This is a genomic window from Pseudomonas sp. LG1E9, assembly GCF_003290225.1.
Classification (GTDB): domain Bacteria; phylum Pseudomonadota; class Gammaproteobacteria; order Pseudomonadales; family Pseudomonadaceae; genus Aquipseudomonas; species Aquipseudomonas cyclaminis.
The window spans coordinates 633,879-649,982 of sequence record NZ_CP029983.1 but is presented as its reverse complement, the minus strand read 5'-3'; the positions used below and the strand labels follow the sequence as shown (position 1 = coordinate 649,982).

Sequence of the window (16,104 nt, the reverse complement as noted above, 5' to 3'; positions counted from 1 at the left end):
CCAGGCTCACGGCACAAACTCCACCCGCAACCCCCGGCTCGCACTGCGCCCCTGATCATCACTGACCCGCAACCGATATTCACCCGACTTGCCCGGCCGCCAGTTCAGTGTGGCTTGCGGTGGGCCCTGGCCGATCAGGGTCTGGTCGGCGAACCAGTACAGGGTCGCCGCATCGCTGGCGGCGTTGGCGTTCAGCGGGATGCTTTCCTGGGGTTGGGACAGGCGCAGTTGGTAGCTCACCTGGGTCAGCGGTGAGCGAATCTGCGGCGCTTCGCTCTGGTCGGTGATGCGGTTGGGTTGGCAGTTTTTCATCACGCTGGGCGGCGTGCGGCGGGGCAGGCCGGCAGCGCGGTACAGGCGTTGCACGTCGCTGGGCCAGAATTCGAAGATTTCCTCTCGCGTGTACTGCGGATCGAATGGCGGGCACGCGGCTTTGCCAGTACGTGTGTCGATCAGCACTGGGCGGTGGAGGTTGGACACACGAATCGGCGAGACGCCGGGGATGTACCAGGTTTTGCGGGTTTGCGGGCACCAGCGGTTGGGCAGCTCGCCGGAGGCGGCGCAGATATCAATGCGCACCAGCCCGGCGGGCGGCTTGTCGGCTTTGATCGCGACGTTGGGCAAGGCCAGGGGCAACGCGTCCGCAATGCGGAAGAACAACGGCGCGGCCGTCTTGGCGCCAATAAACGCCGGGTTCGGCCGACCATCGAAATTACCCACCCACACCACCAGCACATACGGGCCGACCAGACCGGCGCTCCACGCATCATGAAAACCCCATGACGTGCCCGTTTTCCAGGCGGTGCGCCAATGGCGGCCTGGCAGACCATCGGGACGCGGGTTGCGCCGCAGCATGTCGCGTACCATAAAGGCCGCCTGGGGCGTGAGCAGTTGCGCGCCGGTGGTTTGCGGCTGTTCCTGCAAGTAGCGCAACGGCCGTAAATGCCCGTCTCCCGCTAACATCACATACAGCCGCGCCAGCTCCTCCGGGGTCATCTCGCCACCACCCAGTGCCAGGGCCAGGCCGTAATGGCTTTCGTCGCGCAGGCCTTTGATGCCGGCGCGTTGCAGCAAACCGTACAGAGACGGCGACTTGACCTGACTTGCCAGCCACACGGCCGGAATATTGCGACTACGGATCAACGCATCCCGCGCCGTCAGTGGCCCGACAAAACTGCCGTCGAAGTTTTCCGGTTGGAAGTAGCCGAAGTTACTCGGTAAGTCCTTGAGGATGCTCATGGGGTGGATCACCCCTTGGTCTAGCGCCAGCCCGTAGAGAAACGGCTTGAGCGTTGACCCCGGCGAGCGCCGTGACAGCACGCCATTGACCTGCCCATGGATGCTTGTGGATAAGTAGTCCGCCGAGCCCACCAACGCCTTCACGCTCTGGTCGCGGCTATCGATCAGGATCGCCGTGGCGTTTTCCACACCGGTGCTGCGCCGTTCGGCGATAAACCCGCTGATCAGACGCTCCAGCAATTGCTGCAAAGGCAGATTGAGGGTGCTGTTCAATTCGTTACCGGCTTGGGATGCCAGCAGTTGTTCGCTCACGTGCGGCGCCAAAAAAGGAATCTGTTGGCGATTGCGCGCTTCCAGGGGCAAGTCCAGCAGACTGTCATTGCGCAGGTCTTGTGGATAAGTCTCGCGCCAGTCAGCCATCAGGCGCAGCCGGGCGTTTTGCAGCGAAGGCCCGAAGCGCGCCCGCCGGCCCGGCTGTTGCGGGATCACTGCCAACGCCAAGGCTTCGGACAACGATAACTGCGCCGCCGCTTTACCGAAGTAAATGCGGCTGGCCGCTTCGGCACCTTCAATATTGCCGCCCATGGGCGCCAGGTTCAGGTACGCCTCAAGGATGTCGTGCTTGCTGTAGCGCGCCTCCAGCCATAGCGCCAACGCCATCTGCTGCAGTTTGCCGGGCACCTGGCGGGTGTTGAGGTCCCACAGGCGCCGCGCCAGTTGCATGCTCAAGGTCGAGCCGCCCTGGCGCTGGCCGCCGCTGTAGGTGGCCATGGCCGCCCGCAGCAACGCCGGGGGATTGATCCCAGGGTGCCAGTAGAAATTGCGGTCTTCCTTGAGCAGCAGGGCCTCAATCAATGAAGGCGAAATGCGCTCCAGCGGTAGCCACAGGCGATATTGGCCGTCCTGGGCCAAGGTCATGCGCAGCAGCGAGCCGTCGTCGGCCAATACCACTCTGGAGGACGTGACGGCCTGTTCCAGCGGCGTATGGGGCCACAGCCGCAATCCCGCCAGTAGCGCCGCTGCGGCCAGCAGCGGCGCCAGGCGTTTAAGGCTTGGTAATTTCAAGCTGGCCTACTTTGCCACGCCCTTGCAGGGTGGTTTCGTACATACCTTCGGCGTAGGCCGGTGGCGTGTTGAACGTCCCTGCATTGGTGGCGCGCACGCGGTACACGAAAGTGCCTACATCACGTAGCGCAGTGCCGTACAACACCACCCGATCATCCCGCACATCCACGTAGTCCGGCTGCCAGTTGCTCAACTCGGTCTCGCCGATGGGGGCTTGCCAGATGTCGGCTTCTTCTTCGCTGGCTTCTACGTACTCGGATTCCTCGCCCTCGCTTTCCTCGCTGCTCGCGGCTTCTGGCTCCGGCGGCAAGTTATACACAGGCTCGACGCCACCCGGCAGTAGGTCAACCACAGCCACTTGCTGCACTTGATCACGGTCGGTGGCGCGCAGGCGCAGGCGCACCAGGAACTCGTCGCCCACTGCCACCTTGCTCACCGGCTCGCCTTTGAGGTCGAGGTATTCGTGGATGATTTCCAGGCCATTGCTGATGGCTTTGAGCTTGGTGCCCTTATCAAAACCGGCTTCGCTGAGCATGTAGAACGCCGCAGGGCCGTCGGATTTTTCCATGACCAGCTTCTGCGTGGCGCCCGGTACGGCGGCGCGCGGTGGCTGGCCGGCCATCTCCAGCAATTGTTGCTGCTTGTCGCCCAGCCAGGCGGTGGCCTTGAGGGTCATGTCGCTTTGCGCACGCTGGCCATAGTTGTCCAGGGCGCGCAGCAACAAGGCTGCCGACAGTGAGTTGTAGCGCTGCTCATTGAGGCGTTTGCCAAGCTTGTCCAGCAGCGCCGTGGGCACGTCATCCATCAGTTCAGGGAAGTGGCGCGCCAGCAGGTGCAAGTGTTCGGCGTCGTGCACGAGTGGGTCGTAGTACAAACCGTCGCTGTCCCACTTATCCACCAGAGAACGCCACAGGATTTTGCGAAACAGCGTATCGGCCTGACGATCCTGCTTGAGCAGCTTGTAGCTGGCTGCCAGATAGGCGGCGCCCAGGTCGTTCTGCCAGCTGTCCTTGAAGTAACTTTCGTAGCGCTCGCGGATGTCGCTCAGCGCGCCGCTCACCAGAATCCCCTGACGGCTCAGCAGGTAACTGGCGTAGGCGCGGTTGCGCAATTCCGACAAGCCTTCGCTCGGGCCGTTGGCCAGGTCTGTCAGATACGCATTCGACCGTACCAGCAGATCTTCCGGTACCGGCAGCCCGCGCTCCTTGGCTTCGATCAGGAAGTCGGTTGCGTACAGGCTGGCGTACGGCGCCACGTCCGGGTTGGCCGCCCACAAACCAAAGCCACCGGCCTGGTTCTGACGCTGGCGCAACATGCGTACCGCGCTGTTGAAGGCTTGCTCAGCCTCGGGTGCGGTGCCGCCCCAGATCAAGGCCGGCATGGCCTTGGACACCAACTGCTCGGTGCACGCATAGCCGTAGTCATCCAGGTAATGCTTGAGGCCGTTGGCCCATACCAGCGGCGAGGCGGCCACGCCCAGTTGCACATCACGCAGTTGGCTGAACAGTTCACGTGTGGGCTTGAGCTCTTTGCTGGCGCTGTCGAAACGCCCCAGGCTCAGGGCCACGCGGTGTTCGCTCAAGGGCCGGATCGAGGTGGTTTCTGCCACTTGGATCCGCTTGCCATCCGGCAGCACCGCAACAAAGCGCAGGTCCGCCGACCCGAGCGTGTCGCCGACCTTGATCTTGAACTCGGCATTGCCTTCCTTGCGTGGTTGCAGCGACAGCGTGCTGCCCTTGTCGCCCTGTACCACGAGGCCGGCGCTGGTCTGCACCTCAAACTTCACCTGCGCTGCGGCGTCGAGGTTGCTGAACACCCCGGTGCTGACAGTGAACACATCCCCTGGCGCCACAAAGGCCGGTACGTTGGGCGTGATCACGATCGGCCCGCGCACGTCGGTCGTCGCCTCGCTGACGCCCACACTGTCGGTATCCACCGCAACGGCAAACAGGTGCAACTTGCCGTTGAAGCTGTCCGGTACCTGGTAATGCAGCACGGTCTCACCGGCCGGCAAATCCACCAGCCCGGACCACCAGGCCACCGGCGGCTGATGTTTACGCTTGAACGGGTTGAGATGGTTGGCCAGGGCGCCTTCCGTATCGCCACCGGGCGCTGCCCCACTGAGCAGGCGGCTGAATTCCGGCAAGATCAGGTCAAGAATCTGACTGGTGCCGACCTCCAGTGCACGTTTCTGGAAGAAGAAACCCAGCGGATCCGGCGTCTGATAGCGCGCTACTTGCAGGATGCCTTCGTCCACCGCGTAGACCACTGCGCGACCCGGCCGGTCGGCGTTGACCTTGATATCCAGGGTCTGCCCCGGCTCGATCTTCGCCGGGCCTTCGACCTTCAGCGCCATGCGCCGCGCATCCAGGTTGATGCTGAACGGCACCACGCCATAGGACAGCGGGCTCATATAAACCTCGGACGAGCCGATGTCCCGCACGAACTGCACGTTTACGTAGGCATTGCCCTCAAGCCCTGCAGGCACGCGGATATGTTGCACGCTGTTGGTGCTGTCAGCCTTGAACCACTGCTGGGTGTAGACCTTATCGCGCTCGATGGTGATCAAGCCCGCGCCGGTGTACGGCGCGCGAATGCTGATGGCGATCTCATCACCGGTGGCGTAGCTGCGTTTATCCAGGCGCAGCTGCAGCTCGGCGTTACGCTCCAGGGAGCGCGAGATGTTGCCGCGCCCGGCCACGCTGTAGTCGATCTGGTTGAGCAGGTTGCCGTTGGCGTCCTTCACTTGCAGGGTGAAATCCCCTGGTGTGCCGGTGTTCAGGGTCTGCTTGGCGCCGTCCTTGGTCATCACCAGCGGTGAGGCCGGTTGGCTGATGTTCTTGATGCGCGACTCGTACTTGTAGGTACCGTTGGATTGCTTCACCAGCACCGACACATAACGGTGCTCGACCACTTCGCTGGTCAGGCCATCCACCGCCAGCGGCGAAAGGTCTGGCGCGACGGCCATCCACTGCACCTGGCGTGGCGCATCCTTGGCAACGTACGACAGCGAGTCCTGACTTTTCACACCCACCAGATAGGGCGCGGACGACACCAGCAAGGCACTTTGCGCTGCGACGTTGCGGCCACCTTCGGCCTCAAACACCTGGGTCATTACTTGCAGGCGATACGTGCTGTTGGCGAAACGTTGCAGGTTGAGGTCGAGCACCGCCTGGCCGTTATCGTCGACGGTGGTTTCGGCCAGGTCTTCGGTGCTGGCGTCTTCCAGGGAGTCATTGAGGCGGAAGCGGTAATCGGGGTAACGGTCAAAGGCCGCGAGCGTCGGGCTCAGGGACATTTTCGCCGTGACGCGACGGCCCGACGCCGGGGCGCCGAACAGGTGCATGGCGGTGACTTTGGCCACCACCTGGTCCGGCGCAATCCAGCCCGGTACCGGCGTGTCATGCAGGCTCAGGCTGACTTTCATGCGGTCCGGCTCGAAGTCGCGGACCTTGAAGCTGACACTGCCCAGGTCGGTGCGGGTCTGTTTCTGGCCAATCAACTGCAAAGTCGCGGTGTAGTCCCCGGCGGGGGCGACTTCGCTGCTGGGGAAGTCAAAGGTTTCAAACCCGCTGGCGGACAGCTTCAGCGGCTGGCGAATCACTTCCAGACCCCGTGGATCGGTGATTTGCAGCTCCACCGGCAGGCCTTGCAGAGCACCTTTCCAATTGCCGCTGCGCACGATCATGCCCAAGTGAGCAGTTTCGCCAGGCCGGTACAGGCCGCGGTCGGTAAACAGGTAGGCGCTGAGGCGATCAATCGCACCGTCTTCTTCCAAACCGCCTACATCGAAGCGCGACAAATCCAGCTGCTGAGACTGACGGGCAATCGGCAGGAACGACTGGTCATTACCGCGACTGACTACATACATCAGCGGCGTTTTCTCACGGCGCAGTTCATCCAGCTTGGCGAAATGCACATGGCCTTCGCCGTCGGTGTGGCCGCTGCTAACCGGCAAGCCGTTGCGCCCGATGATGTCGACCTGCGCGTCGGCCACCGGAGAACCATTGCCGATGGACTGCACATACACGTCATGGCTGCCATCGCTGGAGCGTTTGGCGATGATGCCGAGGTCGGTCACCACGATAAACCGCAGGTCACTGGTGCTGCTGCGGTCGTAGTCGAAGGTACGCTCGGCCGGCTCATCCTGTGGGCTGAGCTTGAGCACAAAAATGCCGCGACGGCCGCCGTTGGCGGTGAGGTAGTGGCTCAAGTCCACGTTGTCGTAGACGGTTTTGGCCGGGTCATTGGATGACAGCGCAATGTCCAGGGACTGACGCTCGACCATGCGATCGAAGTACTCATTGCCGAAGTTCGGTCGCGCAAAGCTGCCGCTGCTCTGGTCCACCAGGTGCTGCAACTGGTTGGGCAACAGGCGGGCGATTTCCACGTGGGCGCCGGGCACGCCACGGGCCATGAAGCCCAAGCGTTTTTCACCGGTAAGGCTGAGCAGGGCGCCGTCAGACAGGAACTGCAAGGTGCGCGGATACGCTGGCATGCTCACCAGCGACGCCGTAGGATTTTTTGCCAGATAACCGCCAATGGCTTCCAGGTTGGCGGGCACGCGCACATACAGCGCACGACCGGCCGGAGCCTTGAACTTGAAGGCATGCAGGGTGTTCAGCGGTTCGACGCTGGGCACGTGGGTCAGGTTGACCTTGGTGCTGCGGGCGAGCAGGGCGTCGTCGATCTCATTAGTGGTGTAAGGGCGCGTGTCGTCCTGGGCTTTTTCTGGCAACAACCAGGCCTGGACCTTACCGGCGATGGTGTCATCGGCTACCGCGCTGGAACTGCTGAACATCAGCACCGGCTCTGGCTCGGCGCGTTCGTTATCCACAAAGCGGACTTCGGCGCCGGAAAAGGTCAGGCGATAGCGGCCGGGTACGGTGACTTCGGCCACCAATGGCGCGGCGCTGGCATTGCCGCCGTCGCGGGCCTTGATGCCTTCGTCGAGCTTGGCGCTGACCGGGGTGCTTTCCAGCGGGGTGGCCAGGGCGGCGGAGCGTACGTAGGCGTTGAGCTTCTTCTCGTCGAAGGTGATTTCCGGGCGATTGGGCAACTGGGCGTCGCGGTAGGCCAGGCCTTTGCCGAGGGTCACGGTTACACGCTTGCGTAGGTTGTCTTCATCCACCGGGTGGGAAAACCGGAAGGTCGCCACCAGCTGTTTCAGCGTCGGGTTGGATGGATCCTGGTACAACTCGTTGGCGGCCAGGGTGGCGCGGAACGGTTGCGTGGAGAACTGGGTGCTGTACTGATCCAGCAATACGCCGTCTGCCAGCAGGTTTTTCTTGGCCAGATCGAGGGTGTAATGGGCGTCGATGGGCCAGTCTTTTTCCGGCACGAACAACAGGCTGCGGTCATCTGCCCAGCGCCAGGTGCCCGCGACCTCAGGCTTGAGGGTAATGCCCTCGGTAACAGCCTTACCAATGGCGGCAAGCGGCGCCACGGATTCGGCGAAACGCACCTGCAAGTTATCCACAACCGGCGTGGGCTGGGTGTAGTCAGTCAGGTTGGGTTTGTGCAACGAGTAGCTCGCGGTGTGTGGCTGCGGCAGGTTGGAATACCAGTGCCAGCCGTAGAAGCCAGCCGCCGCGAGCAATACCAGCCCGAGCACCCCGGCACCCGTCTGGCGCGGGTAAGCGCGGGCTTTAGCGCCCAGTTTCGCCACGCCACGGCCGATAGCCCGCAGCCACAGCGGCGGATGCCATTGGCCGAAAACGGCCCCCACCACGGTCAGAAACACGCCGACAACACGACGGCTGATGGCTTTGAGCGAATCGAACATGATGAGCATCCCTGGCTAAGTGCGGCGTATCTTACAGGGTCTTTGATACAAAAGATGACGCCGATATACGCCGCACGCCGGGATCCTTCTGTTGGAACTCAGCGTCTGGTTAGGGGCTGCTGCGCAGCCCAGCGCGGGCAAGCCCGCTCACCACAAGGGTTATCGGTCAGCCTTTAAGCTCGTTGGTGCTGCGAACGGTGGGTCACGTCCACCAGTAGCGCACCAGGTGGAAGAAGATCGGCGCCGCAAAACACACCGAATCCAACCGATCCAGCATCCCGCCATGGCCTTCGATCATATGGCCCCAGTCTTTCACGCCCCGGTCGCGCTTGATTGCCGACATCACAATCCCACCGGCAAACCCCAGCAGGTTGATCAGCAGCGCAATCAAAAACGACTGCCACGGGTTGAACGGTGTGGTCCACCACAGCGCCGCACCGATCAGCGATGACAGCAAAATCCCGCCGACAAAGCCTTCCACGGTTTTAGACGGCGACAGGTTGGGCGCGATCTTGTGTTTGCCGAACAATTTCCCACACACGTACTGGAGCACGTCTGACAGTTGCACCACGATCACCAGATAGGCGATCAGCAGCAGGTTGCGGCCTTCGTAGCCGGGGATGTCCAGCGTCAGCAACGCCGGGACGAAGGACACGCAGAACACCGCGATCATCAGGCCCCATTGCACTTTCGAGGCACGTTCCAGGAAGTGCGTGGTGTCGCCGCCCAGCGAGGCGAGGATCGGCAGCAGCAAAAACACGTACACCGGGATGAAGATCGAGAACAGCCCGTACCAGTCCGAATAAATCAGCAGGTATTGCAGTGGCAACGCCAGGTAAAACGCCGCCACCAGCGCCGGGTAGTCGCTGCGCCGGGTCGGCGTGAGGGTGAGGAATTCGCGCAGGGCGTAGAACGACACCGCGTAGAACAACAGGATCACCGCGCCGGTGCCGAGCCAGAAGGCGATGCCGATCACCACCACCATCACCCACCAGGCGTTGATGCGGGCGTTGAGGTTGTCGATTACCGCGTTTGGCGTGCCGCGGGTGCGCAGTTTGAGGATCAGGCCGATCAGCGAGGCGAGCACCAGGATCGCGCCGATCCCGCCGAATAACATCAGGGTTTGGCTATCCATGTCAGACATGCTCCGGGGCGAGGGCGAGCAAGGCGTCGCGGGTACGGGCCAGGAACAGCGCCTTATCTTCACCGTCCTCCAGTTGCAGTGGCGCACCAAAGCTGGTTGTGCATAACAACGGCAGCGGCAAGACCCGCCCCTTGGGCATGACCCGGTTGAGGTTGGCGATCCACACCGGGATCAATTCGGCCTGTGGGTAACTTTTTGCCAGGTGGTACAGGCCGCTTTTGAACGGCAGCAAGCCGTCCTCCGGATTGCGCGTGCCTTCGGGGAAGATGATCAGCGAATCGCCGCCTTCCAGAGCGGCGAGCATCGGCTGCAAAGGGTTATCCACAGGCTCTTTGCGTTCGCGATCGATCAGCACGCCGTTGAACACCCGGTTGATGATGTAGCGACGCAGCGCGCTTTTATTCCAGTAATCGCTGCCGGCCACCGGGCGCGTGAATTTGCGCAGGTTTTGCGGCAACGAGGCCCACAGCAGCACAAAGTCGCCGTGGCTGCTGTGGTTGGCGAAATAGATGCGTTGCACCGGCACCGGCGCACACCCCAGCCACAGGCTGCGGGCCCCGGTGACGGTGCGGGCCATGGAGGTAATCAGCGTGGCGACCACGGGTTCGAACATGGGGATTCCTTATCCGGCGAAAGGCAGCCAAGGGCTGGCGAGGATCACGCCCAGGGTCAGCAGCGCTTGCGCGCTCAGCAGCCAGGCTTGTTTGCGCAACAGTTTGAGGGCGCCGCGACGGCGCTCGGTCCAGGGGCGGCCGGCACGCTTGGGCGATTGCAGGCCGAGGGTTTGCAGCGCCTGGTCGAGGTCGGCGGTGCGCTCAGTATCACGGGCCAGCAACGCGAACAGGTCGGCGTCGAAGGCCACACGCAGCGCCCAGTACTTTTGCAGCAGCCCGAGGATGATCATCCACAGGCTGAGCAACAGGCAGATCGGCGTAACACTCGGCATCAGCAACTGCGCCAGGCCGAACAACACACCGGCCACGGTCAGGCCTGTGGATAACTGATCCAGCGAGCGGCCGCGACGCAGCAGGCTGGCGACGACCTGGAGTTCCATATCAGCGGGCATGGGGCAAACCCTCCAACGCTTCACGGTGAGCGGGGTGCAGGACCACATCGGTCCGCGCTGTACGAATAATAGTCAGCGCTTGGTCCACCGTGGTGGCTCGCCCACTGTGCAACAACCACGCGGCGACAGCAGTGGCGCTGCGTGAGTAGCCCAGGGCGCAGCACACCAGCAACGAGCCGCTTGCACGCAGGCGTTCGATGGCCTCAGCCGCTTGCAGGCATTCGGCGGGTGTCGGTGCGATCAGGTCCAGCACGGGAATGCATTGATAGGCGCGCCCCTGTGGATTAATCGGCAGTTCGGCGCAGAGATCGACGATGGCGCTGAACGAACCCTGCTCCTTTGCGGTAGGAATCCGCCCCAGCCAAACGTTATCCACAATCTGGTCAGGCTGTGGATGTTTGCGTGTCCACAGCCGGGAGTTGATCCAGGCGCCCGCCAGATAGGGCGCATACAACCAGCGAGCGGCGGGTGTGAGCCGGCCATCGGCGCGCTTCTGGAAACCCGCAGCCCCCAGCACGCAGTAATTCGCCGTGACCAACCCCAGGGAAACCGCTGGCCACAGCAGCCACAGCCACCACCCGCCAAGGCTAAAGGCCGGGATGATCAACGCCAGCGCGCCCAAGCCGTAACGCACGCCCAGCCGCCAGCGCTTCGCATCTCGGGCAAGTCGTGCATTCAGCAGCGGGCTCGGATGTTCCAGCGGCCACAACCACACGCATAGCCAACCGGCGAGGGCGCCTGTGGGTAAGTCGATAAAGTGATGTTGATAAGTGGTCAGCACCGAAATCCCGATGAGCGCGAACCAGCCATGCACCAGCCAGCGCCAGAAACCTTGGGTATGACGTTGGAACATGACCCACAAGATCACCAGCAGCGCGATATGCAGCGACGGTGCCTGGTTGAACGGCTTGTCGAAGCCCGCCAGCACCGCAAACAGCCAACCAAACACGCCATCCAGCTCCGGCCGTTCGAAGGTGAAGCGCAGCGGCCAGATCAGGAAGCAGCTCACCGCAATCACTTGGGCACTCAGCAGGCGCAGCGCATGTTGCTTGAGTTCGTGACGGGTGCTCGGCAGCAGCAGCGAGAAACCATACAGCAGGTCGATGGACCAGTAGGGCACGATGGTCCAGGCCCAGAACGGCATATGGGTTTCCCAGCCGAACACCAGCGTGCCCACGTCGCTGCGCTGGCTGGTGACCCACGTGGCAAAGCCGTAGGTGCTGAAAAACAGCGGTGCCAGCAGTAGCAGCCACAGCACTGCGGGTTTCAACAAACCGGGTTCGCGCATGTTCAGATCTTCTGTGCCAGGGACACGGTAAAGATGCCCCATTCATCCACACGCTGGGTGATCTTGCGGAAACCTGCGGCCTCCACCAATTGATCCATTTCTGCCTGGCTGCGACGGCGCATCACCCAGGCCTGACCTTGGCGGTGGCTGGTCAATGCGCGGGCGATCAGTTCCAGTTGCGGGTGCCACGGTTGGCCGGTGTACACCAGGTAACCACCGGGCTCCACGGCTTCGGCAAGGCCGGCCAGGGAACCGCGGACCATGGCGTTATCGGCAAACAATTCATACAGCCCGGACACCACGGCCAAGGTCGGCTTGGGGTCCAGAGCGGCCAGATCGGCGCGGTCGAACGCATCGCCTTTGACGAATTGCGCGATGTCTCCCAGGCCTTTCTCGCGGATCAGCGCGCCACCGTCGCGCACGTTGATGTCACTGTAGTCGCGCAGCAGGATCGATTCCGGCAGCGGCGACACGCCCTGCAAGGCTTCCAGGATGTAACGCCCGTGGCCGGCGGCGATATCGACGATACGCACTTCGCGATCATCGCCACGCAGCTTGGCCATGGCCAGGCGCAGCAGTTCCTCGACGTTGAGCTTGCGCTGGCGGATGCCGCGCCAGCCGATGGAATTGAGGTAGTTGGTGTCGATCATCCGCCCCAGGCCGCCCTTGCCGGTGGGCGTATTGCGGTACACGTAGTCCAGGGTGCTGCCGGAGTCGAAACCGGTGTCGAAGCCCAGTTTCACCCCATCCGACAGGTTCTTGCCCAGGCCCATGCTGGCGCGGGTCATGCGCCAGTACAGGTCGCGCAGGGAATTGCGCGGCAGCGGCGCGGCGAGGGATTCGGACTCGGCGCAGGTGGCGCCGAGTTTATCGGCGTCGAGCAGGGAGGCGCGGTCCAGCGGGTGTGCAAAGTTTTGCAGGATAAAGCGCCGGGCGCTGCTCACCGCCACGGCGCGGTCACGTTCGCCAAGGGTGTCGTGGAAGAAACCGGGCAGGATGTGCAGCTCTTTTTTCAGGCTGCCAAGGCGGTCGAAAAATTGTTGTTGGGGCTTTCGATGCACCACGAAGTCGGAGCCGGAGATGAGCAGTTGAGTCGGTACCTGGATCGCCTGGGCGTCGGCTACAACCCGGTCGGCCGCTTCGTACAGGCCCAGCAGAACATTCACCGAGATGGCCTTGGTGATCAGCGGATCGCTGTCGTAGGACGCCACCCGCTCCGGATCATGGCTGAGGAACTTGGCCTTGACGTAGCTGTTGACGAAAAAGTTGCCGCGAAACTTGCGCATCAGTGCCAGGCCTGGACGGGCGAACGGCACGTACAGCTTGACCTTGAACGCTGGCGAGGCGAGCACCAGCGCACGGATTTTCGGCGCGTAATCGTGGACCCAAGTGGCCGCAATCACCGCGCCGACGCTTTGGGCGATGACGGCGAAGTTTTCCTCTTCGATGCCATAGGTGGCGCCGATATGGTCGCAGAAGGTCTGCACGTCGCGGGCGCTGGTGGCGAAGCTGGGGCTGTCGCCACGCTCGCCGGGGGATTGGCCGTGGCCGCGGGCGTCCCAGGCGAAGAAGTCGAATTGGGGCAGGTTCAGCTCATCGACCAGATGGGCGATGCGCCCCGAATGCTCGTGGCCGCGATGGAACAGCACGATCGCCTGGCGCGGCTCGCCCTCCGCAGGGGAAGTGGCCGGCCAGTGTCGGTAAAAAAGCTCGACGCCATCATGGGTGCTGAAAGTGTGTGCTTGCTGTTCGCGCATCGCAAAATCCTTATGCAGAAGGGGAAGGGGTTTCTTTCAGGCCTTGGCGTACGCGGTTGACCAGGGTGTAGGCGAGCAGGGCGGCGACCAGCCACATCACCGTGTCGACCCAACCCGCGCCGAGCCAGCCCAGCGCTACACCGGTGGCCAGCACGCCGAGTACAAAGGCCCGATCACTCTTGCCCATCGGCCCGTCGTAGCGCCGCGATGCACCGACCATCGGCCCGAGCACACCGGCGTATTCGCTGAACACCGCGAGCAAGGCCACCAGCAACACCGGCGCCAGGCTCACGCCTGGGATCAGTGCAAAGGGCAGGATCAGCGCACTGTCGGCGATCACGTCGCACAGTTCGTTGAGGTAGGCGCCCAGGCGCGATTGCTGGCCGAATTCACGGGCGAGCATGCCGTCGATGGCGTTGAGGGCCATGCGCGCAATCATCCACAGCGGGATCAGCGCAAACAGCCACAGGTGGTGGGCGAAGCTGGCGATCAGCAGGCCCACCAGCAGGGAAATCACCCCGGCCAGCACGGTGATCTGGTTGGCGGTGGTGCCGTTGTCGTAGAGGCGCTGCACGAGGGGGCGCAGCAGGTTTTGAAAACGCGGTTTGAGCTGATAGATCGAAATCATGGGGGGTGACGCTTCCTTGTCCGTGAGCCCGCGAAAAACTGGCTTGGAGTGTGCCGATTAATCACGGTGTTCACCAGTGATGGCGCGTGTTTATGGGGGTTTAGTCACGATATGGCAAGCCCCCTCCCACATTGGATCGATGTACCGCTTAAAACGCTGTTCATCAAACAAAAATTTCACGCCACGTGTTATATCGTAACGAATTATGTGCAAGCGGGCGTGTCGGGATGCAAGTGGATCTAGAAGCTGACGGCGCTTCGGTTGAAGGCCTGCCGCGTTTTCAGCAGGGGCTGTTCCATGCCCGTCGGTTGCGCCAGGCCGGTATCGGCCTGACGGTCCTGGCCGTAGGCGGTTGGGTGCTGGCGTTGTTTGTCGCGCTGTTTGCGCCGGTGTCGATCTGGCCGGTGGTGCTGATCAACTGCGCCTCGGCGTTGCTGGTGCTGGTGGCCTGCCTGCAGTCGGCGTGGTGGGTAGCCGATTGGCGCGCCCAGGCGCTTGAAGCGCCGACGGTTGAATTGAAGCAGGAAGAAACAAGTCGCTATGCACGCCTGGCAGGGCGCTTGGTCGGACAGATCGGCACGCCCGTGCTTTGGCTCGCGGGTTGGTCGCTGCTGGCGCTGGTCAGCATCGTCGAGTTCTGGAACCTGGCGTTGCCGGCTGCAGCTGTCGGTCAATCCGCCAGCATCGGCGCCGCGCTGGCCTTGGCCCTGGCGTTTGGCTTGCTGGTGTTCGAACGACGCCTGGCCCAGGAAACCGTCGCGCAATGGCCGGAAGCTTCGCAACTGGCGCAGGTGAACCGGGTGGCGATCAGTTGCCTGGTGGTCAGCGCGATTTGCCTGCTGTTTGCTGGCGCCGAGTCTGTATGGCCGTTGCGCCTGGCGGTGTTGGTGGGCCTGCTGCCGGCGCTGGTGGCGGTGGAGTTTCTGTTCAGAGGCGCGCTGTCACTGTTCAGCCCGCGCCAACCGCACCTCGAACCGCGCCTGATGGCGCAAAGTTTTATCGCCGGGTTGCTGCGCTGGCCGCCACAACCTTTGCTGGCGTTGCAGCACGAATTGCACAACCGCTTCGGCATCGATCTGCGGCAAATCTGGGCCTTTACCTACATGCGCCGCGCGTTTTGGCCGGTGTTGCTGGTGGTGCTGGCGGTCGGCTGGGCGCTGACCGGCGTGCATGAAGTGCCCCTGCAAGGCCGTGGGATTTATGAGCGCTTCGGCAAACCGGTGCAGGTCTTCGGCCCTGGCCTGCATGCCGGATTGCCGTGGCCGTTGGGCCGTGTGATCAAGGTGGAAAACGGCGTGGTGCACGAACTGGCCACCAGCGTCAGCGAAGCCGCCTCTCCCGAACTGGCCCCAGCGGAAGGCCCGGCGCCGTTGATTGCCAATCGCTTGTGGGACGCCAGCCATGTGAACGACAAATCCCAGGTCATCGCCAGCAGCAGCGGCGACAAACAGGGCTTCCAGATCGTCAATATGGATGTGCGCTTCGTCTACCGCATCGGCCTGAGCGACGAGGCCGCGCTGGCCGCCACCTATAACAGCGCGGACGTGCCGAGCCTGATCCGCAGCACCGCCAGCCGCATCCTCGTGCACGATTTTGCTTCGCGCACCCTCGACGAATTGCTCGGCGAGCAGCGCACCAGCCTGGCTGACGAAGTGGGCCGCGCCGTGCAGGCGGATTTGCGCAAACTCCACAGTGGTGTGGAAATCCTCGCCACCGTGGTCGAAGCCATCCACCCACCGGCCGGCGCCGCCAATGCCTATCACGGCGTGCAAGCCGCGCAGATCGGTGCCCAGGCCCTGATCTCCCGCGAACGTGGCGCGGCCAGCGAGCAGACCAACCAAGCCCTGCTGCAAGCCAGCACCGCCCGCGATCAAGCCACGGCGACTGCCCACGAAGTGAATGCCGGCGCCCAGGCGGCCAACCTGCGTTTCACCGCCGAACAAAAGGCCTACGCCAGCGCCGGCCAAGCCTTCGTGCTGGAACAGTACCTCGGCCAACTCAGCCAAGGTCTGGCCCACGCCAGGCTGCTGATTCTGGATCATCGCCTGGGCGCCGATGGCGCACCGACGATCGATCTGCGTTCTTTTACCTTGCCGGCCGATCCCTCGCTGCCGCGTAAAGCCGTTCAATAA

At 62.9% G+C, this 16,104-nt stretch carries 9 protein-coding genes; 1 reads left to right on the top strand and 8 read right to left on the bottom strand.

Annotated features, from left to right (window positions below):
* Positions 1–6: 6 nt before the first annotated feature.
* From pbpC to DNK50_RS03190, 8 genes are all read right to left on the bottom strand, one after another.
* On the bottom strand, positions 7–2,304 hold the full coding sequence (pbpC, locus tag DNK50_RS03225; RefSeq protein WP_112192817.1) for a penicillin-binding protein 1C: 2,298 nt from the start codon (positions 2,302–2,304) through the stop codon (positions 7–9).
* The gene (locus tag DNK50_RS03220; RefSeq protein ID WP_112196886.1) at positions 2,285–8,089 is read right to left on the bottom strand and encodes an alpha-2-macroglobulin; all 5,805 of its coding nucleotides are present in this window, start codon (positions 8,087–8,089) and stop codon (positions 2,285–2,287) included. Before DNK50_RS03220 ends, pbpC begins: the two co-directional genes overlap by 20 nt.
* A gap of 202 nt (positions 8,090–8,291) precedes the next feature.
* On the bottom strand, positions 8,292–9,224 hold the full coding sequence (locus DNK50_RS03215; protein WP_032885177.1) for a phosphatidate cytidylyltransferase: 933 nt from the start codon (positions 9,222–9,224) through the stop codon (positions 8,292–8,294).
* Position 9,225: 1 nt separating this feature from the next.
* A complete protein-coding gene (locus DNK50_RS03210) occupies positions 9,226–9,846 on the bottom strand; it encodes a 1-acyl-sn-glycerol-3-phosphate acyltransferase (protein ID WP_099586110.1) in 621 nt (206 codons plus the stop codon).
* A gap of 9 nt (positions 9,847–9,855) precedes the next feature.
* A complete protein-coding gene (locus tag DNK50_RS03205; protein ID WP_099586109.1) occupies positions 9,856–10,299 on the bottom strand; it encodes a hypothetical protein in 444 nt (147 codons plus the stop codon).
* A complete protein-coding gene (locus DNK50_RS03200) occupies positions 10,289–11,587 on the bottom strand; it encodes a phosphatase PAP2/dual specificity phosphatase family protein (RefSeq protein ID WP_112192816.1) in 1,299 nt (432 codons plus the stop codon). Before DNK50_RS03200 ends, DNK50_RS03205 begins: the two co-directional genes overlap by 11 nt.
* A gap of 2 nt (positions 11,588–11,589) precedes the next feature.
* Complete coding sequence (locus tag DNK50_RS03195) at positions 11,590–13,344, bottom strand: bifunctional alpha/beta hydrolase/class I SAM-dependent methyltransferase (protein ID WP_112192815.1); 1,755 nt, start codon at positions 13,342–13,344, stop codon at positions 11,590–11,592.
* Between the two features lie 10 nt (positions 13,345–13,354).
* Positions 13,355–13,972 (bottom strand): CDP-alcohol phosphatidyltransferase family protein, encoded by a 618-nt coding sequence (locus tag DNK50_RS03190; RefSeq protein WP_099586106.1) that lies wholly within the window; start codon positions 13,970–13,972, stop codon positions 13,355–13,357.
* Positions 13,973–14,199: 227 nt separating this feature from the next.
* Between DNK50_RS03190 and hflK the strand changes: the two genes are divergently transcribed.
* Positions 14,200–16,104, top strand: a complete 1,905-nt coding sequence (gene hflK, locus DNK50_RS03185; protein WP_112192814.1) for a protease modulator HflK — start codon at positions 14,200–14,202, stop codon at positions 16,102–16,104.